The organism is Leptospira kmetyi serovar Malaysia str. Bejo-Iso9, assembly GCF_000243735.2.
In the GTDB taxonomy this organism is placed as follows: domain Bacteria; phylum Spirochaetota; class Leptospiria; order Leptospirales; family Leptospiraceae; genus Leptospira; species Leptospira kmetyi.
The window spans coordinates 1,302,613-1,326,004 of the sequence record NZ_AHMP02000003.1; the positions used below are offsets into that span (position 1 = coordinate 1,302,613).

The 23,392-nt window shown below is 46.2% G+C and carries 18 protein-coding genes; 8 read left to right on the forward strand and 10 right to left on the reverse strand.

Annotated features, from left to right (window positions below; all coding sequences use genetic code 11):
* Positions 1-10: 10 nt before the first annotated feature.
* The 3 genes from infB to rimP all read right to left on the reverse strand — a co-directional run bounded on the left by infB (position 11) and on the right by rimP (position 4,601).
* Positions 11-2,650 (reverse strand): translation initiation factor IF-2, encoded by a 2,640-nt coding sequence (gene infB, locus LEP1GSC052_RS08450; RefSeq protein ID WP_020985738.1) that lies wholly within the window; start codon positions 2,648-2,650, stop codon positions 11-13.
* 66 nt (positions 2,651-2,716) lie between these two features.
* The gene (gene nusA / locus LEP1GSC052_RS08455) at positions 2,717-4,111 is read right to left on the reverse strand and encodes a transcription termination factor NusA (RefSeq protein ID WP_010575370.1); all 1,395 of its coding nucleotides are present in this window, start codon (positions 4,109-4,111) and stop codon (positions 2,717-2,719) included.
* 1 nt (position 4,112) lies between these two features.
* Positions 4,113-4,601, reverse strand: coding sequence for a ribosome maturation factor RimP (gene rimP, locus LEP1GSC052_RS08460; protein WP_010575371.1), 489 nt, complete (start codon positions 4,599-4,601; stop codon positions 4,113-4,115).
* A 197-nt stretch (positions 4,602-4,798) separates the two neighbouring features.
* Here rimP and LEP1GSC052_RS08465 point away from each other — a divergent pair, with 197 nt between their 5' ends.
* From LEP1GSC052_RS08465 to LEP1GSC052_RS08485, 5 genes are all read left to right on the forward strand, one after another.
* Complete coding sequence (locus LEP1GSC052_RS08465) at positions 4,799-5,968, forward strand: LIC_12708 family protein (protein ID WP_040913405.1); 1,170 nt, start codon at positions 4,799-4,801, stop codon at positions 5,966-5,968.
* The gene (locus LEP1GSC052_RS08470; RefSeq protein ID WP_020986468.1) at positions 5,959-7,425 is read left to right on the forward strand and encodes a bifunctional ADP-dependent NAD(P)H-hydrate dehydratase/NAD(P)H-hydrate epimerase; all 1,467 of its coding nucleotides are present in this window, start codon (positions 5,959-5,961) and stop codon (positions 7,423-7,425) included. The genes LEP1GSC052_RS08465 and LEP1GSC052_RS08470 overlap by 10 nt, the downstream gene beginning before the upstream one ends.
* 1 nt (position 7,426) lies before the next feature.
* Complete coding sequence (locus tag LEP1GSC052_RS08475; protein ID WP_010575373.1) at positions 7,427-8,032, forward strand: hypothetical protein; 606 nt, start codon at positions 7,427-7,429, stop codon at positions 8,030-8,032.
* Between the two features lie 120 nt (positions 8,033-8,152).
* Positions 8,153-8,734: a hypothetical protein gene (locus tag LEP1GSC052_RS08480; protein WP_010575374.1), complete on the forward strand. Its 582-nt coding sequence runs from the start codon at positions 8,153-8,155 to the stop codon at positions 8,732-8,734.
* A 115-nt stretch (positions 8,735-8,849) separates the two neighbouring features.
* Positions 8,850-9,806, forward strand: a complete 957-nt coding sequence (locus LEP1GSC052_RS08485; protein ID WP_010575375.1) for a hypothetical protein — start codon at positions 8,850-8,852, stop codon at positions 9,804-9,806.
* 594 nt (positions 9,807-10,400) lie between these two features.
* Here LEP1GSC052_RS08485 and LEP1GSC052_RS08490 read toward each other — a convergent pair.
* Positions 10,401-11,570, reverse strand: a complete 1,170-nt coding sequence (locus tag LEP1GSC052_RS08490) for a DUF1343 domain-containing protein (protein WP_020985993.1) — start codon at positions 11,568-11,570, stop codon at positions 10,401-10,403.
* Between the two features lie 178 nt (positions 11,571-11,748).
* Here LEP1GSC052_RS08490 and LEP1GSC052_RS08495 point away from each other — a divergent pair, with 178 nt between their 5' ends.
* Positions 11,749-14,274 (forward strand): cyclic nucleotide-binding domain-containing protein, encoded by a 2,526-nt coding sequence (locus tag LEP1GSC052_RS08495; protein ID WP_040912910.1) that lies wholly within the window; start codon positions 11,749-11,751, stop codon positions 14,272-14,274.
* Positions 14,275-14,419: 145 nt separating this feature from the next.
* Here the strand turns inward: LEP1GSC052_RS08495 and LEP1GSC052_RS08500 are convergent, their stop codons facing one another.
* A complete protein-coding gene (locus tag LEP1GSC052_RS08500) occupies positions 14,420-15,106 on the reverse strand; it encodes a hypothetical protein (RefSeq protein WP_010575378.1) in 687 nt (228 codons plus the stop codon).
* Positions 15,107-15,271: 165 nt separating this feature from the next.
* Here LEP1GSC052_RS08500 and LEP1GSC052_RS08505 point away from each other — a divergent pair, with 165 nt between their 5' ends.
* Both LEP1GSC052_RS08505 and LEP1GSC052_RS08510 read left to right on the forward strand, forming a co-directional pair.
* On the forward strand, positions 15,272-15,739 hold the full coding sequence (locus tag LEP1GSC052_RS08505; RefSeq protein ID WP_010575379.1) for a hypothetical protein: 468 nt from the start codon (positions 15,272-15,274) through the stop codon (positions 15,737-15,739).
* Positions 15,736-16,284: a hypothetical protein gene (locus tag LEP1GSC052_RS08510; protein ID WP_010575380.1), complete on the forward strand. Its 549-nt coding sequence runs from the start codon at positions 15,736-15,738 to the stop codon at positions 16,282-16,284. The genes LEP1GSC052_RS08505 and LEP1GSC052_RS08510 overlap by 4 nt, the downstream gene beginning before the upstream one ends.
* Positions 16,285-16,560: 276 nt before the next feature.
* Here the strand turns inward: LEP1GSC052_RS08510 and LEP1GSC052_RS08515 are convergent, their stop codons facing one another.
* The 5 genes from LEP1GSC052_RS08515 to trpB form a co-directional block, all read right to left on the reverse strand.
* Positions 16,561-17,037, reverse strand: a complete 477-nt coding sequence (locus LEP1GSC052_RS08515) for a tetratricopeptide repeat protein (protein ID WP_010575381.1) — start codon at positions 17,035-17,037, stop codon at positions 16,561-16,563.
* 35 nt (positions 17,038-17,072) lie between these two features.
* Positions 17,073-18,977 (reverse strand): 1-deoxy-D-xylulose-5-phosphate synthase, encoded by a 1,905-nt coding sequence (gene dxs / locus LEP1GSC052_RS08520; protein WP_020986400.1) that lies wholly within the window; start codon positions 18,975-18,977, stop codon positions 17,073-17,075.
* Between the two features lie 30 nt (positions 18,978-19,007).
* A complete protein-coding gene (locus LEP1GSC052_RS08525; protein ID WP_010575383.1) occupies positions 19,008-21,320 on the reverse strand; it encodes an adenylate/guanylate cyclase domain-containing protein in 2,313 nt (770 codons plus the stop codon).
* A 78-nt stretch (positions 21,321-21,398) separates the two neighbouring features.
* Positions 21,399-22,193 carry a tryptophan synthase subunit alpha gene (trpA, locus tag LEP1GSC052_RS08530; protein ID WP_020985807.1) on the reverse strand — a complete coding sequence of 265 codons (795 nt, stop codon included), beginning with the start codon at positions 22,191-22,193 and terminating at the stop codon, positions 21,399-21,401.
* Positions 22,190-23,392, reverse strand: a complete 1,203-nt coding sequence (trpB, locus tag LEP1GSC052_RS08535; protein ID WP_010575384.1) for a tryptophan synthase subunit beta — start codon at positions 23,390-23,392, stop codon at positions 22,190-22,192. The genes trpA and trpB overlap by 4 nt, the downstream gene beginning before the upstream one ends.

The following is a 23,392-nucleotide window of genomic DNA, read 5'->3' on the forward strand; positions in this document are numbered from 1 at the left end:
CCGGTCTTTCCTACTCAAGTTTCCGCTTAATTACGGTTACGTTGTAAGCTTCGATGATATCGCCGACTTTGAAATCGTTGAATCCGTCCACTTGAATACCGCATTCGAAACCGGAAACCACATCGTTGACGTCGTCTTTGACCCGTTTGAGGGATTTCAGTTTCCCGTCGAACTTCGTGACTCCGTCGCTGATTACGCGGACATTCGCGGACTTCTGAATTCTTCCCGAAGTAACCATACAACCGGCGATGTTTCCGACCTTGGATACTTTGAAGATTTCGCGGATCTCCGCGCTTCCGATAACTTCTTCGATCTTTTCAGGTTCGAGAAGTCCTTCCATCGCGAGTTTGATCTCGTCCACGACTTGATAGATGATATTGTAATACTTGATCTGAACCTGTTCTTTTTCCGCAAGAGCGATCGTCTTCGGATTCGCACGAACGTGGAAACCGATGATGAGCGCGTTCGAAGCCGAAGCGAGCATAACGTCCATATCCACGATGGCGCCCGCGCCGGATTGGATTACGTTCAGCTTCACTTCCGGTGTGGAAAGTTTTTCGAGAGATTCTTTGATCGCTTCCGCAGAACCGCGAACGTCCGCCTTGATGATGACCTTGAGTTCCTTCAAAGCTCCTTGTTTGATGAACTCGTTCATGTTTTCAAGGGTTACTTTGGAAGAAGTTCCGGCCGCGGCTCCCGCGTTTCCGATTCTTTCAAACTCGATTCTGTGTTGAGAAATATTTCTGGCTTCTTTTTCATCCGCCATCGCGTCGAACGGCGCGCCCGCATCGGGAACTCCGTCGATACCGGTCACCTGAGCCGGGAACGCAGGTCCCGCTTCTTCGATCAGTTGTCCAAGATCGTTGTACATCGCCCTTACGCGGCCGGAGAAAACTCCCGCAACGAACGGATCTCCCACACGAAGGGTTCCGTTTTGGATCAGAACGGTAGCCACCGAACCGCGACCCGGATCCAGTTTCGCTTCGATGATGGTTCCTTTCGCTCTTCTATGCGGATTGGATTTGAGATCCATCACTTCCGCTTGGAGGAGAATCATTTCCAAAAGTTTATCAATTCCGATATTTTCACGCGCGGAGATCTTTACATACATGGTCTGCCCGCCCCATTCTTCCGATTGAAGACCGTGGTTTGCGAGTTCCTGCATGATCTTATCCGGATTCGCGGTAGGAAGATCGATCTTGTTGATCGCAACGATGATCGGAACTTCCGCCGCTTTCGCGTGGCTGATCGCTTCGAGAGTTTGAGGCATTACGCCGTCGTCCGCCGCAACCACGAGAATTACGATATCCGTAACTTTCGCTCCGCGGGCTCTCATCGAAGTAAACGCTTCGTGACCCGGGGTATCCAAGAAGGTAATCAGACCGCGAGCGGTTCTTACCTGATACGCACCGATATGCTGTGTGATTCCGCCCGATTCCGTATCGATTACGGAACTTCTACGAATCGTATCGAGAAGTTTCGTTTTACCGTGGTCGACGTGACCCATGATCGTAACGACGGGAGGACGAGTGATATAATCTTCTTCGTTGTCCTTTTCCTCTTCGATGATGGTTTCTTCGTAGAGGGAAACGACTTTTACCTTACAACCGTATTCGTCCGCAAGAAGCGCCGCGGTTTCCGCGTCGATGATGTTGTTGATCGTCACCATCATTCCCATCTTCATGAGTTTTCCGATGACGTCCCCCGGCTTGAGGTTCATCTTTTTGGCGAGTTCGCCCACTTGCACGTTTTCTAATACGGTAATTTCTTTCGGAACGGAGATTCCGGAAACTCCGGCGACCTTCGTCTTCTTGAATCTTTGTTTGAAAAATTTCGTGTTTTCCGCGCCGGAAAAATCCCTCTTATCGGAGGATGTTTTTTCCTTGTCGTGGCCTTTCTTTTTGCTCGCGCCCGCCGCGCCTCTCGCTTGAGAAAGTTCGACTTCCGCAGAAGTAATCGGCATAGGACGTCCGCCCGGTCCACCGGGACGACTTCCCGGACCGCCGCCGAAACGGTTTCCACCAGGAGCACCTTGTCCTGGTCCGCGATTGCCTTGGTAACCGCCGCCACCTTGTCCCGGTCCACGATTGCCTTGATAACCGCCGCCGCCTTGTCCCGGTCCACGATTGCCTTGATAACCGCCGCCGCCTTGTCCCGGTCCGCGATTGCCTTGGTAACCGCCGCCGCCTTGACCCGGTCCACGATTGCCTTGATAACCACTGCTTTGGCCGGGAGGTCTTTGGGTCGGTCTCGATACGATGATATTAGAATCTTCTTTTTGAAACGGAGAACGAGAAGCCGGATAGGAAGAATCTCCGCCTTGTCCTTGTGAATCTCTGTCTCTTGGAGGTCTGTTCGTCGAACCGCCAGGAGGAGAATCCTGTCTTCTTTGCGGTTCTTCCTTTTTCACTTCCCTTTGTGCGGAAGGAGCTGGACGGACGATCGGCGACTGACCGGAATCGCCTCTTGGAGGCAAAGGGGTAACCGGTTTTGCAGGAGCAGAATCGGCGGCCGCTTCTTTTTTAGGAGATGCAGAGGGAGAAGGAGACGGAGTTTCGTCCCCTTTCTTCTTAATGATCAGCTTTTTGCGTTTTCCCGCATCAGCCGCGCCCTGGAGCGTTTCCTTGATCGTCTTATTTTTATCTTCCATAATTGATACCCTGACTTTCCGAAGTTACTAAAAACCCCGGCTCTGAAAAAACCCGTTCGGGTTTTCTCAGTTATCCTCCACCCATTCCACGGATTCTCGGAGTAATTTGAGAATCTGTCCGGCGGTCGTATGTCCGATTCCTTGCAGTTTTGCCAGATCGTCTTGGCTGTATTCGATCAGGGTTTCCAGATCTTTGATTCCTTCGCTCTTCAGAATTCCCACGATACGGGCTGAGAGACCGGGAAGATCCTCGAGAGGAGTCAATCCTTCGTCCTCTTCTTCTTGTTCAACCTGAACCTTAGCTTCTTCGGAAGGAGTATAGAAAAGTCTTTCGAGTCTTTCTCTCGCTTCCGGCGACGCAAGTTCGGCGTTGTACTGTGCTACGGTTTTAATATCGATTTTGTAACCCGCCAACTGCGAGGCGAGTTTTACGTTGGAGCCGTTGATTCCGATCGCAAGAGAAAGTTGATCGTCCGGAACGACTACCATAGCCTCTCTCCCCGAGCCGTCCACTTTGACTTCCACGGGTTTCGCGGGAGAAATCGCGTTTGCGATAAATTCCGCCGCGTCGTCGGACGCTTCCACGATGTCGATTCTCTCGTTGCCGAGTTCCCTCACGATGGATTGAATCCGAACGCCTTTCATACCGACACAGGCGCCTACGGGATCGATGTCTCCGCGGGTCGCGCGCACCACAACTTTCGTTCTGATGGAAGGTTGTCTGGCTACGTTTATGATTTCTACAAGACCGTCGTAGATTTCCGGAATTTCCATTTCGAAAAGTTTACGAACGAAGTCTGCGGAAGCTCTGGAGAGTGTGATCACTGGGATCGGTTCTCTCGGACGAAGTTCCACTCTTTGAATGATTGCTTTGAGTCTGTCCCCGCTGTGATATTTTTCACCCGGGTTCTGTTCGCGGCGAGGCATGATGCCTTCCACTTTTCCAAGGTCGATGCTCATCGCGTCTTTTTTCCATCTTTGGAAATAGCCGTGTGTGAGTTCTCCTTCTTTCGCCTTATACTCGTTATAGAGAAGTTCCTTCTCCATGTCTTTCAGCCTTTGAAAGACCATCTGCTTCGCTTGGCTGGAGATGATTCTCGAAAGTTCCACGGGTTTTTCGCGGAACGAAACGACCGAACCCACTTCCGCGGAAGCGTCGATCGCTTTAGCATCTTCTAAACTGATTTCGAGAGCGGAGGAAGGAGTTCCATCCACCACTTTTTTTGCAATTGCTATAACTACGCTGTCTTTACCAGACGCAAACTCTACGGTAACCGGAGAAGATGTTTCCGATTCTAAAGATTCTTCCAAACCTTCCAGGCCGGACTTCTTTTTGTACGCGGTTATGAGAGAATCACGAATGACTCCCATAACGGCTTCCCGATCGAGGGACTTGTCCGCGCAAAATTGTTGGATCGCTTCCAACAGATTTCCTTCCGATTGTGTCTTCTTAACTGCCATATCAAATACTTACGTAGAGATTCCCTTTCAGTATATCCTTGAGGTTCAGGGTCGTCTGCTTTTTTCCGGCAGATTTTTTACCCTTCTGGAATTTTTCCAGAATCACCTGATCCCCTTCCCGTCCCACTATCCGAAAAATTCCTTCCTGGGGATTCTCTGATCCTTCGGATAGAAAAATCAGACGAACCGGTATTCCCCGGAAACGCTCCAGGTCACCCGGAAGGTCAAGTTTCCTTTCCGCACCTGCGGAGGAAACTTTAAGAGTATAATCCAGATCCGGTGAGATCCGTTCTAACTCTTCTTTCAGTTTTCTGGAAACATGCTCACATTCCAGAAGGCTGACTGAACCATACGAATGTTCAAGATTGTCCAAGACGATCTCGATCAACGAGTGGTTAGGCCTTTGGTTGACCTTTAATGAGTACAGCTTAACAGGCAATTGCAGGACGCCTTCCAGAATAACACTGATTTCTTCCCTGCTTACTGTCAAACCCCGGCCTTAGAGTGAAAACTCAAAAATGAATGAATTTTTCCTGATATCCTAATCAAACTATTCAAATTTAGCTACGGTGTAAAGTAAAAAAACCCTGGTATTCCCTGGCCTTTGGAAATCCCCGGATTATTGCTTGTTTTCCAATCAATGTGTTGGAATGGTATCGTTACATTCTTAGATCCAATCAGGCTTTCATGAGAAATCTTCATCAAAATTCCAGCATTTACTCCGGTAAAAACATCCGGTCTCGAAATCTTTTCTTAGGAATCGTTTTTATCGGCGTTTCGATTCTAAGTTGCACGCGCTTTAAGGTCGATAACTACAATTCTTATCTGTACGGGAGAATCAAGTTAGGCAATACGCTCGCGGACGTTCAGGCTAAAATCTTGAACGGAGTTCCGACCAACCTTCCCCAAACGATGCCGGTCGTTTCGAGTAAGATCTACGTTCCGGATTTCGAACAATCGCTTCTCAAAGTTTTTTCCACCGACGGAGAATTGAAATTCATCTTAGGAAGCATCAAAGAAAAAGTCGGCGACAAATACAAATTGATCGCGGCTAAGATCGGAAAGATCGGGCTCGTGGCGGTCAACGGCGACGAAGAGATTTATCTTCAATCCAGAGCCGGTAAAGAAGAACAGCCGAAAGTCGATCCGACCACGGAAGATATTTTTTTAAAGAAAAGCGGAACCTTCGATACGGAATATAGGGAAGCGACTCCGTCCACCATTCTCCATTTTTCGGACGCGGGAAAACTTTTGAACACGATCTACGTGGAAGGAATTTCGGGAAACACTCCTTTCGGTTATATAGAAAGAATGGAAACCGGAGAAGACGATCTTTTGTTCGTGTTTCACAGACAAAACGGAGACATGAAACTTTCCGTTTACGACAACGGAGCTTTGCAAAGATCGATAAGCGCGTCCACGTTTTCGGAAGTGATCTCCGATACGGAAACTTCCCAAGTTAGATTGGAAACCATTCTTCCCCATCTCGAAGGAAAATACGCGGTCGCGTCTTTCAGCGTTTTTGATAAGAAGAATTCCAGATTCAAATCGCGCAGGATTTTCAAATACGATTTCGAAACCAAAACCGCTACGCTTTTGAAGGAGATCCAGGATCCTTCCGAATCCTTGTATTGGATATTAAAAGATAATAATTTCTTTATATGGGAAACCGAGACCGAAGAGGAAAGTTCGATCCGTCTTCAGGTGCACGACGACGAAGGAAACCACGTAAACAACATCCGTCTGAACTATCTTCCGCCGAGAGGACTCTGGCGCGAAACCTGGATGGATCTGAACGACGAAATTTATTCCGCAAGAATCAAATCGGGCTACCTGGAAATCCATAAATGGAAATAAGGTTTTTCGAATATTCAGAATCCCTGTTTGACGATCAGGAAAGCGGGGTTCTGGATCGAAAAACGATTTCAAACTCGGGAATCTCCGGTTCCCACTTCATGGGCTTTGCGGCCCATTCGATTTATCAAAAATACAGAAAAAAAATTCTTACCTACGACCGCGTCTACATTCTTTGCGGAAACGGAAACAACGGAGGGGACGGACTCGCCCTCGCCTTTTTTTTGATTCAGGAAGGAATTCGTCCCTTGGTTTATCTCAAAGAAGGAACCTTGTCGAAAGAATCGGAAACGTATAAAAAGGCGTTTTTAAATTGCGGAGGAGAAATTCTTCCCTTGGAGAATTTTTTGACGAGCGAACCTCCTCTCGAAAACGAAAGAATCTTTTGTGTGGACGCGCTACTCGGAACCGGTTTTCGTTTTCCGCTTCGAAGTCCTTTGGATAAAATTCTTTCCAAAATCAAATCGAGCCGAGAAAAAAATCCGAAGAAGGTTTTTGTTCTTAGTTTGGACGTCGTCTCCGGTTTTCAGGAAGATTCGGAATCTCCCTTTCCGGTCGACGCGTTAGCCGAAATCGGAATGAGAAAGTGGAAAAACCGTTTTCTTCCGAGCAAAACCAAGATCAGTTTTCATAGGATCGGATTTCCGACCTCGTCCACGAACAAAACTCTGTGGAAAAAAATTCCGCAATCGATTCTTTCCAAGACGTTGACGCGAAAGGAAGATTCTCACAAATACAAAAACGGTTCTCTCGTGATCGTGGGCGGTTCGCAGGGAATGACGGGCGCGGCGCTTTCGTCCTTACTCGCCTTTCACGAGTTAGGCGGCGGGATCTCCCTTCTTTTGACCCCGTCCGAAAAAACGGTTCGATCCGTTTTAAAAAAGGATCCGTCCTTGATGGTGAACTCGATCCCGGATTCTTCCCAAATTCTTTCGATTCCTTTCGCGCAAAAAACGTCCGGTTTTCTTTTGGGTCCCGGTTTAAAAACGGAAGAATGTCCGGTTTTTTCTTTGCCCGAAGATAAGTTTTGTGTGATCGACGCCGGTGCGATTTCCGCTTATAAGAATCTTGTTCTTCATGAAAACGTTTTAATGACTCCCCATACGGGAGAATTGGAAGTCCTTTTAAATTCTAAGATTCGATCCGTCGATCAAGGACTTTCGCTCGCAAAAGAATATTCAAAAAACTTTAAGTTAAACCTTCTCTGGAAAAGACATTCCTCTTTTCTAATCAATCCGAGCGGAAACGTTTTTCTTTGGAATCGACCCGAGCCGAAACTCGCCGTGATGGGAACCGGCGATCTTTTGGCGGGAATCGTTTCCTTTTTTCTTTCCAGACGTTTTACGATTTCGCAAGCGGTTCAACTTTCGTTTTCCTTACTGACAGAAGCGGCAAAAAAATCAAAAGGCTTTCCAACTGCTTCGGAAATCCGTAAACTATTGACAAAGGGAGGAAATTGATATGGGCGGTGGTTATCATTCCCGTTCTCCGGAAGAATTCAAAAAGTTTTTAGCGGAAAGCAGAAAACAATCCGGCGGCGGTAAATTTTCAAGAATTCGTTTGGTCTTTATTCTAAACCTGGTGTTGGTCGTGCTCGTGATCGGAATGGTTGCAAGAACCATGAACCCGAGCGCGTTTACCGTTCAATCTTCTTCTTCCAAAGTGAGAATGAAAGACACAACTTTATACGTTAAATCAAGCCGAGACGGCAAGGACGGTTTTCCGACCTTCTTTCTTTTTATGAAGAATGAAACCTACGCCGAAATCCGTTTTCCCGATCCGACTTGGAAGTTTACGATTTTATTAAGCGGTAAAGACGGTTTAAATTGTCTCGATACAAGCTGGGATGTTCCCGAAAGAACCCTTTGGCCTGGTAAGATAGAGTTCGCAAGATTTCGTGCGAGCGATGACACGATCGCTTCCCTTCCTCCGGATTGTAAAGCGAAGTCTTCGGATGGTTTTATCGAAAGAATTTTTAGAAGAACGAGTTCTCAGAGCGGTTTAAAGTTGGAAGTCAGAGTTTCCCGTAAGGAAGAGAGCCAGATTTTGACGATCGAGAATTTGTGAGAAAACAAATGTGCATAATTTTATTTTCCGCTTCTTCGCTCTTTTCACAGGATACTCCTACCTAAAAGAAGACGTTCCTCAAAATAATATCGATTTTCGGACGACTATTTTAAAGAAAGAATGAAAGCAAACTTAACAAAAATAAAAAACTATTGGAGCTCCAAGAACGTTTTCTTCGTATCGCTCATCGTGATCGTATTGGTTTCGACGTTGCCTGCCTATATAGGAAACAAGCCTTTTGCAAAACACCTGAAAGAAATTTGCCTTACCTTAGGCCTTGTCTTTTTCTTGTTTCTTTATTACGGACTATTTCACGGTTATCGATGGTTAGAAGAATCCATCCAAGTAGAATACAAGACGATCGATTTGGATCTCAGTGGAATCAACATTTCGAATATCGATATTCCCGATTTTGATATAGGCCCGCTCGGTTTTATTCTCACCCTTCTATCCTGGCTCTTTTTTTCGGTTTTTATCATCGTAGCTTGTATTTATTTTATATCTTTTCTTTGGATCGCCTTCGTTTTTACGATCTCAATTCTCAACTGGATATTTTACAGAGGATTACGGATTATCTTCATCAATGCGAAACGATGTCGCGGAAATCACTTCCAGAGCCTTTTGATATCCGCAAAGTTTACGATCGGTTACTTAGGCTGGGTCGTTCTTTTAGTTTTTACCTATGATTTTTTAAAATATTAAATCGATCTCAACATTCAATTCTCGGAATATTCTACAAACTCGAAAAAATCTGATTGAATCTATAAACGAACCGAAAAGAATCACCCAACCCAGATTCTTTCCGAGGAAATTATCAATGCAACTCAAGAATTCATTCCTCGGTCTCTCCGTTTCCATTCTGTTTTTTACAGCCTGCCAAACCCCGCAAAAACAAACTCAAAATCCGAACAGCGCAGTTCTTCCCGGTTTCAAATTGAATACGGATAAAAACGTTTCCGTCGTATCCGATCTGGACGGCAAAATCCAATCGATTCAAAAAAACGAAAACGGACAATACGACGTATCCGTACAAACTTCAAGACAATCCTACTTAAACAATCGGATCGAGACGAACGCATATGAAATGGTATACGGAAATCTTTCCAAGATAGAATCAACGTTAATCTTGGAACAGGAAGTCCAAAGGGGAACACCGATCGGAACCGGAACACCCGATTCGTATGTGACCGCGAGAAGCAAGACCCTATTGCCGTTTATGGTTCGTCTTTCGGAGAGACAACCCGTAAAACAAAACGACTTTTGGTATTTTTCTCCCGATTGGATGTTTTCTCATAAAACCGACTTTTTATCATTCAGACCGGTTCCATCTTTTGAGGACGCTCTCAAGGATTTTTATCATCGTTGGGAAGTCGAGAAAGAGGAAAAGAAAGGATTTACCATCCACCATCATCCCGATTTGGATAGAATCCGGTTTTCCGTAAAGCTGAATCAATATCCGAAAACGTTAACCGAAACGTTTTCTTTAACTTTCACGGAAAAACAATTCTACGGAAAAGAGAATCTCTTCGTATTCGAAAACAAACTGGATGAATTTAAAATTTCGGGATATACACCGGTGATCTATTGGCAAAGCGGATTCGATAAACACTTAAAGGAAGAATATATTCTCAAAAACACGTTGTATGTTTACGCGAGTATCTACACGATCGATCATGAGAAAAAGCTAATATTGATCTGCGCGCGCGACTTTGCGCTCTCGCCCGACGAAAAGGTGATCGGCGATCGGATCAATTCCCTTCTTAAACCTCAGTAAAACAGTGGAATTCCGATTCAAGGTTCCTTTGCCGATAATCTTAATCGTAAAGGAGAAACAAGAGATACATGTTTTAATCCCGGTTGTCTTTCCGTATGGAAAGATACGGATTGAGAATGATCCACTCCGGGTTTCCTATATTTTTCTCCGAATACTACGTTGATTCGGAGGATTGAATTTCGATTTCCTGCGAGCCGACGGAAGGGTCAGACTCGGTCAATCCGTTCGATGTGAGCGACGATCCTGAATTCAAAAGGAACAACGAAGCGGAGTTGTCGCTTCCCTTTTTTCTCCACGGTAGCTCAACAAGAACAATACAAACGGAGCGATTGTTTTGATTGCGGTTTTATCTAAGAATTCTTTCATTACGATCTCCTAAAAAATGCTCGGACGCTTTTTCTAACATCCAAGAAACGAACGATTTTGCATTTCGCAGAGAAAGTAAGGAACTTAAGTTATCCCCTGACGACAATTTCCGAAGAAAATAAAAACAGAGCGGCAATCAATTTTTGATAAACGCGAGAATTTCACGAGAACGACAAAGATTCAATTGCTTCAACGCCGTATCACAAAGGATCCATCCCCCGTTCGACCTTACAACATCGCCTTGCACTTTTTCTTCCAAGTCCGCTCTTGTTCATTCAAATAATCGAATACAATCGAATCGGAATATTTCCCGTCGAGAAAATTCAGTAAAAAGCGATCTCCTACCAGCAATTCTATGGCGGGACGATCGGATCTGAACTCATACGCACCGGCTCTGTATTCGAAACCGTTCGGATATTCTTCTCGTAACATACGAATCAGTTTGAGAGAAAAGAAAAGACTGTGAAACTTCTCCGGTTTTTTCAAAAGGATCTGATAACCTCCGCAGATCGTATCCTTATGTTTATGAAAGGTCGGAATGAACTTCAAAGGCCGCAAGGTCACGCATCCCTTTTGAGATTCTTCCAGGGCTTTGCGGATTCTTTCGTTTTGTTCGTCGATATAAGGCGCGCCGAAAGTTTCAAAAGGTCTTGTGGTTCCCCTTCCTTCGGAAAGATTCGTTCCTTCCAAAAGACATTGACCCGAATACACAAAACAAGTCGAACGAAACGGAATGTTCGGAGAAGGAGGAATCCAAAGAAATTCGGAATCCTCTTTTTGATACCAATTCTTTCGTTCGATTCGGATCTTTACGTTTAAGGAAAATTCTTTTTGATAATACGAAAGTAATTCTCCGGGGGTCAATCCGTGACGATGTAAAACCGTTCTGACCCCTACAAAGGATTCGAATTCTTTCCCGAGCGGAGAACCTTCGATCTTTTTTCCCGCCGGATTGGGAGAATCGAAAACCACCACGGAAATTTCTTTTTTACCGGAGGAATTCCATTTACTAATCTCCTCCAAAAAATAATACGCGGTCGTCAGAAACGTATAATAACGCGCGCCCACGTCCCGTATATCGACGACTACGACGTCCAATCCGTCCAAAGAAACCGAATCGGGAACCAGACTCGATTCGTGATCCCCGTAGAGATTTACGAACTCCACGTTATCCAGATTATATTTCAGATTCGAACCCGAAACCTGATCCTGAAGTTCCGCGAAAAGTCCATGTTCGGGAAGAAAGATTTTTTTAAGATCATAACGTTTGTGAACGGATTGAAAGTGATATTCTCCGTTCGGCCCGAAAGCGCTTTGATTGGTGACCATTCCGATTCTGGAAACGCGGAGTAACTTCTCGATTTTATTCATTCTTCCCGTATGGTTTTCAGGAGGCATAAGGAGTCAAGTTTAACGAGAATCGATCCGAATTCCTTGAGAACGATTCTGTTTTTTCCGAGTTTCTTCGAACTGCGTGATCCTCGATGGTCGGTTTTTTAACTCTCTCTCTAAAAAAAGTGTTTTCTCTATGAATAAGAAATAGTTTCTTTTTCATTTAACCCTCGATAATCTAATTATGGCATTTGATCCCTCAGTTCCACAACAACAAGCCCAAGCTCCCGCAGGAACTTTATTGTTTCCCGAAGGTTCTCCCGCAAATACTCTAAACGTGCTTCACAGTGGAACGGTTCGTTATTTAACGGACGTCCCGGGCGGAAGAAAGCTCGAACTTTTTAAATTGAACGGAGCGAATTTGACTCCGGGTTCCGTGGCGCTTTTTACGAGCGGAAGATATCCGTTTCATCTGCAAGCGGAAGAAGCCTGCGTCATTTCCACATACGCGATGAATCGCGAAACCATCGGTAAAAGCGTGGGCTCCCGAGTTTCACTCGGATTGATGGTAGCAAGAACTCTTCTTCGAGAAATCACCGAACTTTTTAAAAAATCCAATCAGATCCGAAAGATCACGTCGGACATCGAAAAGGTAAACGACAACCTTTCGATTCTTTATTATCAATTCAATCCGAACGTGTTTCCGGACATCAAACCCGGTTCTCCGATCCCGGAAGTTTCCGCGGAAGTCGTCGATCCCGTTATGCGTTTGTGCAGGGAGAATCTGAAATTATTTTTTGACAACGGTGGTCTTCTTCCCGATCGACCGAGCCCTCAATTTTTGGAAGAGGAACACGAGTCTCAACTCACCCGATTGTATCCCGAAGAGATCGACTTTCAGGACGGAGAATTCAATTTTATCCGAAAACTCGTGATGCAGGATCCAAAAATTCTCAACGCGTTATTCACCGCGGATCCTTCCATGCTTTCCTATGTTTGTTCCAAACTCGCGAACGTATTGGATCAAATCTCGGGAATTCTCAAAACCTGTCTGACCGATTTGGACGAGGCGTTCCGAATCTTCTTCGCGGGGGAGAATAGCCTCGTAGAAAAATTCTATCTTATCCTCGATATCACGTCCTCCGGTTACGGAACCGCGCCTGCGGAATACGTAGTACCCGTGTTAGGCGCCGTCGCCACAAAGATCGAAAAATACAAACAAGGACATCAGGCTCTTTTCGGAGTTCCCGTTTCCGGTCTTTCTCCGAACGCACAAGCGTTTCAATCCAAAGCGGGCGCGCTCGCAAAGAAGATGGAAGAAACCGCTCCGAAGGTCCAAGCTCCTTCCGCGTCCACGGTCGCTGCGGGTGTGGACGTCGCCGCGATTCGAAAGGAACTCGACAACTCGGCTTCCGTTATCATTCAATTCTCCGGTTTGGAAGCGGAGAAGGTAAAAGAATTCTCGGCCTTGATGGTCAAGGTTAAGAGTTTGAAGAACCCTCTCGATCCCGAAGGCGATAACAGAAAGATCCGGAGAACTCTCGGAAGACATTACTGGGATATGTATCAGGAATGTTTTTCAAAATATTTGAGAGCGAACCGCAACGTTCCGAAAGCCGTGGATCTTATGTTGAAATACGGCTTCTTCGACGAGACGATGGTGGACGATTCTCAGATCGCGTTTATGTACACGCAGAAGGATCCGATCTACGCGGGTTCGGACATTCCGATTTCACTCGGAACGGAATGGCTGGAAAGAATTTATAAACGGGAAATCCCCACTTCTCTCGACGAGATGGGTCAGAACTTTTTCGAAAAGGTGAAGATGGAAAACAGAACCATCAACATCAAAAAGGAATCCGATATTCCTCCCGAACTCGACAATCCGGAAACGAGACTTAAGTTCGAGTTCGCTTCTCTGTACGAAGCGAACGTTAGACTCACTTCCGGAAGTCCGGCGACTCACTTTCCGATCCTGACTAAGTTTCACAGTCAGATGGCGATCGATAAGTCCTACGTTTCCAAAAAAATTCTCGAAGACGTGGTTCACGAACTTTTGGCCGTCGACTACTCCATCTTCCATCGAGAAGTGATCTACAATAACAACGAGCTCGGCATTACAAAAGAATTTATTCAGAAAGCTGTTGTCCCCGATTTTATCCTCGTTCCATCGATCGGAACAAAAGTGATGATGTGGCAGGATCTTTCGATTCACAGAGGGGCTGGTTCCAAGGAAAGTCCGGGAAGAATCGTTCTTCCGATTTTCGCACAAGGCGATTTAAAGACGATGGTTTCGGACGCGTTAGCCGCCTTTCGTTGGGAACTTACCAAGTCGATTCTCGGCGCGGAATGGAACAACGTCGGTAACCCTTCGATCACCGCGGATTACACGGACTACATTCAGTTTTTTAAGAAGAACAAGGATCTTTCGATCGAAATCAAGGAGAAGTTGGCGGGCGACTTCAAACGTTTCCGGAACGACCGGGACATTTTCGCAAACGACTATCAGCTTTGGATGAAATACGAATCCGACGGGGTTCAACGTCTCAACAAGGTCGTTCGAGGAATCTTTTACAGACATATTCCTTTCAGTAAACCGGTTCGGGACAAGGTCGCCAAAACTCCGGCTTTCTCGGAAATCCACAACCGTTTCATCAATATTAGAAATCGTAAATATACGGAATTGGAAAACCGTTATAAGAAATATATCAACGCGCTCGGAAGTCTTCCCGATCCGTTGCGTGATAACTTAGAATTCTACAAGGTTTAAAACGGGCCGCGGAACAAAGTCGATTCTCCGGCTTATAAGCGCCTCTTTCCGAAACGAAAAAATCAAAAAGAAACCGGCGTCGCAACGTAACACCGGACCGCTTACGAAGTAAAACCGAAGGCGGTCCTTTGATTTCCTCTTACTCTTAGATTTCTTCCAAAAGATAAGGTCGAGTGTATTCTCGAATGATCTCTACCACAAAACGTCCCCAACTCTTCGGATCGTGCTGGGAAATTTCCACCTGTTTGATCTTCGGAAAATACGGGGTCGGTTTAAAAAGGCTGTGAGAAAGTTCGATCGCACGCAGATAATTATCCACACGTTTCACTCGAACGAAATTCAACAGTTCGGATTGAACCTGACTCTGAGGAATATAACCGATGATAATCAGTTTCGGAAATAAGGACTTTTTTAAGAGATTGATGAACTCGCCGAAGCTGTCCACACGATCGATAAATCCTTCGTAGGCCCCGCCCCCGAGGTTCATGATCTGAGTTACTATATCCATCGTAAAGGAAACCCCTTCCGCGGAGGTCATATCGGAGATGATGACGATTCCCTCGTCGGGTTGGAACGTCTTGAACATCTGAGAGCCTTTGAACTGTCTACGGAGAAGTTTCGCGGCCGAGATGTCGATTTCCGCGGCTTTGGCGAGAATCGGTTTTCCAACGGAATCGAGGATCGGTTCTCTCGTAATGATGTATCTTTTTTTAGCCGCGTTCTGGTTCATCACTCGGAACGCTTTGACTTTTTCCTCGATTTCGTCCAAAGAACAATAACCGATTTTTAATACGTTTTCCCTCGATCTTTTTTCTAACTCTGTGTCTTCCATTTGAAGTTTTAAGGACGGTACGACTCGAATGATCGAAATCCGAACTGGTTTCCCTTATCCCGTTTTATCATAACATTTAATTTATTTTGAACAACTCACTTCTCGATAAGCGAGAAACAAGATTAAAACACTTGCGCCTTATTTCCAGTTTTTCTGAATGGAATCATGCATCCGGAAACGGAAAAATTTTCCCGATTTCGCTTCTTTTTACGGATTGCGAAGATTCTTTCGGTACTGATTCTACTTTCCACTCTTTTTTCTTGCGAGTCCGTAGAATTTATACCGGAAACCGTTTTGAGAGAAGAATTCGGTTTTTCTCATAAAAGCTCCTGGAACGAAATCGAAATCCGAAATTCTTCTCCTCCCAAGCCCTACCGCACTTATGGTAAAATTATAATCCGCTCCTTTGCAGACGGAAGAATTCCGGAGTATCTGATTGTCGATCTCAAGAAAGAATTGTATTCCAACCATATGGACGGAGTTATTTTTACGGGAAAGGGAATCGTGAGCGTTCCTCCGACCCTCGTTCAATCCGGAAACGGAGACGGAAACACGGTTGCGATCGGTTTTGTGAACAACGAAATGGGAGTGATCGAAGGCGTGGCGTATCGTTATAAGGACAACCAGCGATGAAGAATTCTTCGGACGTTCAGAGCTCTTCTCATTCTCCCCGTAAATTCAACAGCGAGATCTTCGTGGACGCCGAAGATCGTTGGATTTTCAGAGGAAATCGAATCGATCAAAAGGAAGTTCTCTCCTACTTCCGTCAAAACCTAAAGGAAGACGATCTCGGAATTTTTATAGACAATCGTTTCGGAGAATTGACGGAGAACGGTTATCTCGAATTGGAAGGTTATCCGATTCATCTGATCGCGTGCCGGGAAATCGAAGACACGTTAGTCTTCCTTTCGGAGTCCGAAACCTCGTATTCTTTGGGGGAACTGCTCTTCGCTTTGGACGCGGACGGTTGTCTTTTTGCAAAAACGAAATATTATAAAAAACTAAAGTTCAGACCGGATCGAAATTGTCTTTCCGATCTGAGTCCTTATTTGGAGGAAACGGAGAATGGAACCGAAATCCGGTTTCGCGGCGAAACGATTGCGATTCCGGAATCCGGAGAATCTCCGAAAGTTCCTTTGCCGATCGAGTTTCGCGCGGTTCCTTCTCAAGGAGATTAGTTTGTCGAGAATTTTCGTCCTCCGAAATTCGTAGGAGTTCCCACAAAACTGAAAAGGAATTCTTCCTGCGTCTATGCTGTTTTTCCGATAAAGAAAAATTGGCCAAAGGTTCCCACAAGTGTAACTCAAGCGTTTTGCTCTCTATGGATCGCTCATCATCTCCAGCATCCTGTGAAGAGAACGCCCCTTAGGAAGCGACACATTGAGTTTTTGGGGTTGGGGGCCGCTTTGTATTACGGAAGATTTGTCGGAACTTCTATAAAATCCCGACAACGATCAAATCGCAGATCCCAATTCTTCTTTGAGCTTCCTCGCTTCCTCGAAATCCGGCTTAATCAAAATCGCACGATGCAGATATTGAAGCGATCTTTCGGGACGATTCCAGATTTTGTAAAGAGTCGCAAGATTGTAGAGGGAGATATGAGGCGCGTCGTTGAGTTCGCAACGAAGGGATTTTTTTAGCCAATAAACGGCTTCGGTTTCCTTACCGGCTCTTAAAAGAATGATTCCGATTTCGTTGCAAGGGTTTCCGTAGTTCGGATTGACTTCCACGGATTTGTAGAATTGCATCAGACCCTTTTCAGGATTTCCTTTCTGATTTTCCATCAAGCCCAAAAAGAAATAGGCTTCGTGACTTTCCTCGTTTTCCAGAGAAAGTTTAAACAGATATTCGGCTCTGTCCGAATCGCCCGTTTTGTAAAAATATTTCGCCGCTTCTAGAAAATCCGAAGGAGTAAAGTTTTCCAATTCCATAACCCGTTTTTACTTTGATTTTCGGTTTGGAACCTTCAAGGCTTGATTAAGTTTTTTTTCAAAGCGTCGGCCACGTGTTCGGCGATCGAAGGCGCGTCCAGTTTGTAAGCTAGGAAAATTTCCTTTCTTTCTCCGTGGTGAATCGGCTCGGGAGGAAACCCGAACGTTTTGACGTATTTCGATAAATTCTCCGGTGAAATCCGATTGAGAAGATAACCGGAAGCTCCCGCGTCGACATAACTTTCGTCGAGAATCGCAAAATGTCTGACATGAGACAATTCTTCGTTGAGCGCTTCCGCTCCGAGAGGTCTCAACCAAACGAGATCGATGAGAGTGACTCCGAAACCGCTCGCCTCGAGAATTTCCGCGGCCTTCTTCGCTTCGTCGAGCATAGAACCGATCGATAAAAGCGCGATGTCGGTTCCTTTTTTGAGAACGCGAAACGTTCCGGGTTGCGGTTTTGATTCTTTTTGAAAGTCGAGAGTTTTCAGATCCACGCTCGCCTTCGGAAATCGAATCGCAATCGGAGCCTTATCGTAAGTTTCCATCCATCGCAAAGAATCGATCATATCCTGACCGTTCGACGGAACGAAAACGTCCATATTGGGAAGTCCTAAAAGATAACTCAGATCGAACAAACCTTGGTGCGTTTCTCCGTCCGGTCCCACACAACCCGCGCGGTCGATCACGAATCGAACCGGAAGATTCATCAAAGAAACGTCCTCCACGAGTTGATCCATTCCTCTCGTCAAGAACGTGGAATAAATACACATATAAGGAACGATATTTCCGTTCGTCATCGCTCCCGCAAACGCGACGGAATGTTGTTCCGCGATTCCAACGTCGAAAAGATGTTCCGGAAATTTTTCGGCGTATTCTTTCAGTCCGCTTCCTTCGATCATCGCGGGCGTGATCGCCGCGATCTTCGGATTTTTTTCGGTGAGAATGGACAACATCTTTCCTACGATCTTACTGTAAGCGATCTTGGAAGAATCTCCGCTGTCCATCGCTCCGTCTTCTTTTCGAAACGGAGTCACTCCGTGATATTTGATCGGGTCTCTTTCTGCGGGATCGTATCCTTTTCCTTTTTGCGTGATCAAATGAAGGAGGATCGGTCCTTTCATCTTCTTCACTTTTTCGAGCATCTTGACAAGACGGATCACGTCGTGTCCGTCCTCCGGCCCGATATATCCGAAACCCAAGTCTTCGAAAAGTCCGCCCGGAGTCAGCACGTCCTTAAAACCCTTTTCCACTCGTTTGAAAAATCTTTCCGTCGCCGGTCCGATGATCGGCAACCACTTTAGAAACGTATAAAAGATCCGTTTCCAGTGATTGTAGAAATGGGATGTGATGATGTTGTTGAGATAATTCGAGATCGAACCCACGTTCTTGGAGATGGACATGAAGTTATCGTTTAAGATCACGATCATGTCCTTCTTCAAATGCCCTGCGTGGTTCATCGCTTCCAGCGCCATTCCGGTTGCGATCGACGCGTCTCCGATGATGGCCACAACGTTGTAGTTTTGTTTGGTAAGATCGCGGGCCGCGGCTTCACCGAGCGCTTGAGAGATCGAGGTTCCCGCGTGACCGGTGTTGTAAAGATCGTACGGAGATTCTTCCCGTTTCGGGAATCCGGAAAGTCCGTTGAACTTTCGGACGGTCTTGAGTTTATCTTTTCTTCCGGTGAGAATTTTATGAGGATACGTTTGATGACCCACGTCCCAAACCAGCCGGTCTTTCGGCGTATCGAAAACGTAGTGAAGTGCGACCGTGAGTTCTACCACTCCCAGATTGCTCGCAAAATGTCCGCCCACTCCCGAAAGAGTGTCGATGATGTAATTTCGAACCTCTTCGCATACCTTCGGAAGTTTTTCCAAAGGTATGTTCCTGAGATCGGCCGGATAATGGATGTTATCCAGCAGAGTTGGTTCCTGTTGCATGAAAACTTTCTATTCTAATTTTATAAGTCTTTAGTTCGCCTGCAAAGGTTTTCTTAAGAGTTTGAGGTCATCCTCGTTCACTAAATCCAATAATTCGTAAATGCGAACGGGCTGAGTTTTTCCCTTCACTTTAATCAAGTCCAGTTCTCTTGCGACGACCCTGTCCTTTACCTTTTCGTAGGTGTACTCGGAGATAATGATATGGGTTCCGTATTCCTTATTCGTTCCTTCCAATCTGGATCCAAGGTTGATGGTGTCTCCCATACAGGTATAATCCATCCTGTGGGAACTCCCCATGTTTCCGACGACGGCAGGACCGGAGTTGAGTCCGATTCCTATATCCATTTGGGGGAGATCCAAGCTCTTCCATTCTTCCTTAAGGGTGGCGAGTCTTCTCATTTGAGCGAGTCCGGCCGCACATCCATAATAAGCGTGATCTTCCAGAGGCACGGGCGCCCCCCAAAATGCCATGATCGCATCGCCCATGTATTTATCAATCGTTCCCTTAAATTCAATGATGATCTCGGTCATCTCGGAAAGGTATTGGTTCAAGAATTGAACCAGCTCTTCCGGTCCCATTTTTTCGGACATCGTAGTAAATCCGCGGATATCCGAGAAGAAGATGGTGATATCTCGTTTGGAACCGCCGAGGTTTAAGTTGTCCGGATTTTTCAAAAGTTCGTCCACGACGTCTTTGGAAACGAATTTCGAGAACGTGCTGCGGATGTATTTTACGTTTTCTTCCTCGGTTAAGATTCTAAATCCGATAAGTCCGATGAAAATAAACAACTGCTCGAGAATCACGGTCGGATACAAATGCACCAAGTTGAGTTCCGAGAAGTTTACGAGCGTAATCACGGAATACAAAAACGCCGTCGCTAAGAAGAAGATAAACGCGAGCCAGGTTTTGAGTCGGGGTTGAATGATTCCCGCCAAAATACCCACGATGATCAGAATCAAGAATTCTCCCCAAAGCGGAAGTTCGAAAAGAAAGTCCTGGTTGAGAATGGTATTGATCGCCGCGGCGTGGTGTTCGATCCCCGACATATCTCCGAAAGGAGATAAGTGCGTATCTTTTGCGGCTCCGGCCCCGGTCGCGTAATACATCGCCACGAGAAAGATCGTGTTCTGAAACTGGGACGCGGTTTCTTCGTTCCATTCGGTGGCCGCTTCGAAAATTTCATGAGCGCGGAAAGAATAAAGTCCGCCCGGAAAGTTGATCTGCATCTGTCCGTCGTCGTCGATCGGGATCGTGATCTCGCGCGTATCGTTCGGACGATTCATGATGTCCTTGGTTTCCATCTTCAAGGTTTTGCGGTTGAAGTTGGTCAGCGTCTTTTGCGGGATATTCTTGATCTTAACGTGTTTTCCCATCACGACATGAACGTCCCTTTTTACGTCCACTCCGAGATAGTTACAAGCGATGATCAAGTCGATGGAAGGATAATATTCCGTTTCTCTTAAAGGTCCCGCGTTGAGAAGTTTTGCGACGAGAGGCATACGGCGGTTCAAACCGCTTTCATCTTTTTTAATATTCGCAAATCCTAATCCGGATGCCTTGTCGGCGACGGGTTCGATCGGAGGCTGAGGGAATTTCAACCAGGATCTCCCCGTGTCGCCCGGATCTTCCACGTTTTCCAGTTTGAATTTCCGAAGAACTTCGATTCTTTTTTCCAAATTGAGAATCGAACTTTTCGATTCCAAACTCGTTTCCATCGGGTAGTCAAACATGACCTGCGGATTTTTTGCAAGAGCCTCGGACATTTCTTCCATCTGTCCGGGTTTGTAATCCACGAAGAAAATATCGAACATCAACTGGTTGGAGGTATTCTTAAAAATGTCTATGATGTTTGCGTAATATTTCCAAGGAAGAGGCCATCGTCCCTGAAGTTTTTCCAAAGAAGTGGTCGTGATCCCGATGATTTGAATGTCCTGTCTCGCACCGGGTGGAGGATTGTAACGAGTGTATTCGATCGTTCCTTCGTCGGATTCCTTTTCGCTCTTGTTGACTCCGGCTCTTAAGAGAGTGAATCTCCAAGAAACCGAAGATTCTTCCAACTCGGAAAGAGGAGTGAAGATCTGATACAGAAAAAACATCACGAGCGAAACGACAACGGCGAGCCAGACGCTTCCCGACTTCTGTTTATCCAAAGTGTTTGCTTCGATAAACTTGTAGATCGGATACGAACTGATAACGAGCAAACCGAATCCGCTCAGTAAGAATTCCGTGTTGAGAGAGAAGTTGGGAAAAAAGGCGGTAAAGGAAATGAGAACGATACCCAATAGTCCCAAAATTAAAGAGACGATATGGATGGGAGTGATTTTCAGTTTGGTTTCGCTCATGCGCTCCTCCGGATTAGATCGGGGAACAGTATCCAATCCGTCGGAGTTTCGTCAATATTTTACGGGTTCGCCCGGAAATTATCTCATGGAAGAACGCACGGACGTAGCGTAGGAAAATAATTTTTGAACACAGGTTTCCCGATCGGAGCCGTGTTCCTCGATGATTCTCTGAACCGCCGATCCGATGATCACTCCGTCGGCGTATGCGGAAATTTCTTTCGCCTGATCGGCGGTGGAAATTCCGAAACCGGCGCAGACCGGAAGGGAAACTAATTTTTTTACGAGTTTGATTCTTTCCTGAAGTCCGTTTGCGATCGCGGTTCTTTCTCCCGTAACTCCGTACGAGGTCACGTAGTAGATAAAACCGGACGCGAGAGAACGCATGGACTTGATTCTTTCCTCGGTGGTCGCGGGCGTTACAAGATGGATGAAATCGATTTTTCTTTTTTCGAGCTGAGTGAAGAATTCTTCCGCTTCCGGGGTATCGTACGGAAGATCGGGAATGATCAATCCTTGAATGCCGGAATTTTTCGCGATCTCCGCGAAGGTTTCCAATCCCATAGAATAGAGAGGATTGAAATACGTAAGATACACAAGCGGAGTTTGCGGATGCAGTTTGTGAATTTCCGAAGTGATCTCCAGAATTTTTTTCATGGAGAACGGATGCGCAAGCGCGCGTTTGAACGCCTTCTGAATCACCGGCCCGTCCGCGGTCGGATCGGTAAACGGAATTCCGAGTTCCAAAATTCCGGCGCCGCCTCGAATGAGCGCGTCCGCCCAGGCAACGCAGGATTCGTAGTCGGGATCACCGAGAGAAATATACGGAATAAAAACGCTTTTCTCTTGCGAGAATACGGAAGCGATCGCGCTCAAACAAATTCTCCTTTGCGAAGTCTCGCAACTTCGGCGACGTCCTTGTCCCCTCTTCCGGAAAGACAGATTAAGATATCTTCTTTTTTTCCCATCGTCTTTGCGAGGTCCTTCGCATAACGAAACGCATGCGCGGTTTCCAACGCAGGGATAATTCCTTCGATCCGACAAACCTCGAGAAAGGCGTCTAACGCGCCTTCGTCGTCCACGTTCGCGTATGTCACTCTTCCGCTTTTATGAAAGTGTGCGTGTTCCGGTCCGACTCCGGGATAATCGAGTCCCGCGGAAACGGAATGCGCGGGAACGATTTGACCCGATTCGTCTTGGATCACGAGCGTTTTGGTTCCGTGTAAGAATCCGGTTTTTCCGAATTGGATCGTCGCCGAGTTTTCTCCGGGTTTTGGAGAATACCCGCCCGCTTCCACTCCGTAGAGTTTTACTTTTTTATCTTTGATGAATCCGTAAAACATTCCGATCGCGTTCGATCCTCCGCCCACGCAGGCGATGACCGCGTTCGGAAGTTTGCCGTTCGTTTTTTTGAATTGTTTTCTGGATTCGATTCCGATCACGGATTGAAAATCGCGAACGATCGTAGGAAACGGATGCGGTCCGATCGAAGAACCCACGATATAATGTGTATTAGAAACGTTTAATGCCCAGTCGCGCATCGCTTCGCTCGTCGCGTCTTTGAGGGTCGCGGTTCCGCTGGAAACTCCCACAACCTTCGCGCCCATCATTCTCATGCGAATCGCGTTGAGTTCCTGACGACGAAGATCCTCGTCTCCCATATAGACAACGGTTTCCATTTGGAACATCGCGCCCACGGTCGCGGTCGCAACCCCGTGTTGTCCCGCTCCGGTTTCGGCGATGATTCTCGTTTTGCCCATCGCCTTTGCGATCAACACCTGACCGATCGTATTATTGATCTTATGCGCTCCGGTATGATTTAAGTCTTCGCGCTTGAGCCAGATTCTCGCTCCCCCCCAAGCCTTGGAAAGACGTTCGGCGTGCGTAAGCGGAGAAGGTCGTCCGATATAATTTTTGCGGTAATACTCGAGTTCTTTTTTGAAGTGTTTGCTCTTCTTCAGTTTTTTATACGTGGCTTCGAGTTCCACGAGAGCGTCGTGAAGAATTTCGGGAGAATAACGTCCGCCGAATTCTCCGAAGTAACCTTCCTTTGGCGAATGATGTTCTTTTCCCAT

What these genes read in the sequence shown, in the direction of transcription:
- LEP1GSC052_RS08470 (WP_020986468.1), top strand. Translation starts at nt 5,959, where the DNA reads ATGGAAATAAGGTTTTTCGAATATTCAGAATCCCTGTTTGACGATCAG.
- LEP1GSC052_RS08465 (WP_040913405.1), top strand. Translation starts at nt 4,799, where the DNA reads ATGAGAAATCTTCATCAAAATTCCAGCATTTACTCCGGTAAAAACATC.
- infB (WP_020985738.1), bottom strand. Translation starts at nt 2,650, where the DNA reads ATGGAAGATAAAAATAAGACGATCAAGGAAACGCTCCAGGGCGCGGCT.
- nusA (WP_010575370.1), bottom strand. Translation starts at nt 4,111, where the DNA reads ATGGCAGTTAAGAAGACACAATCGGAAGGAAATCTGTTGGAAGCGATC.
- dxs (WP_020986400.1), bottom strand. Translation starts at nt 18,977, where the DNA reads ATGCAACAGGAACCAACTCTGCTGGATAACATCCATTATCCGGCCGAT.
- LEP1GSC052_RS08500 (WP_010575378.1), bottom strand. Translation starts at nt 15,106, where the DNA reads ATGGAAGACACAGAGTTAGAAAAAAGATCGAGGGAAAACGTATTAAAA.
- LEP1GSC052_RS08490 (WP_020985993.1), bottom strand. Translation starts at nt 11,570, where the DNA reads ATGCCTCCTGAAAACCATACGGGAAGAATGAATAAAATCGAGAAGTTA.
- LEP1GSC052_RS08525 (WP_010575383.1), bottom strand. Translation starts at nt 21,320, where the DNA reads ATGAGCGAAACCAAACTGAAAATCACTCCCATCCATATCGTCTCTTTA.
- LEP1GSC052_RS08515 (WP_010575381.1), bottom strand. Translation starts at nt 17,037, where the DNA reads ATGGAATTGGAAAACTTTACTCCTTCGGATTTTCTAGAAGCGGCGAAA.
- LEP1GSC052_RS08480 (WP_010575374.1), top strand. Translation starts at nt 8,153, where the DNA reads ATGAAAGCAAACTTAACAAAAATAAAAAACTATTGGAGCTCCAAGAAC.
- LEP1GSC052_RS08495 (WP_040912910.1), top strand. Translation starts at nt 11,749, where the DNA reads ATGGCATTTGATCCCTCAGTTCCACAACAACAAGCCCAAGCTCCCGCA.
- trpB (WP_010575384.1), bottom strand. Translation starts at nt 23,392, where the DNA reads ATGGGAAAAGAACATCATTCGCCAAAGGAAGGTTACTTCGGAGAATTC.
- LEP1GSC052_RS08485 (WP_010575375.1), top strand. Translation starts at nt 8,850, where the DNA reads ATGCAACTCAAGAATTCATTCCTCGGTCTCTCCGTTTCCATTCTGTTT.
- LEP1GSC052_RS08475 (WP_010575373.1), top strand. Translation starts at nt 7,427, where the DNA reads ATGGGCGGTGGTTATCATTCCCGTTCTCCGGAAGAATTCAAAAAGTTT.
- LEP1GSC052_RS08505 (WP_010575379.1), top strand. Translation starts at nt 15,272, where the DNA reads ATGCATCCGGAAACGGAAAAATTTTCCCGATTTCGCTTCTTTTTACGG.
- LEP1GSC052_RS08510 (WP_010575380.1), top strand. Translation starts at nt 15,736, where the DNA reads ATGAAGAATTCTTCGGACGTTCAGAGCTCTTCTCATTCTCCCCGTAAA.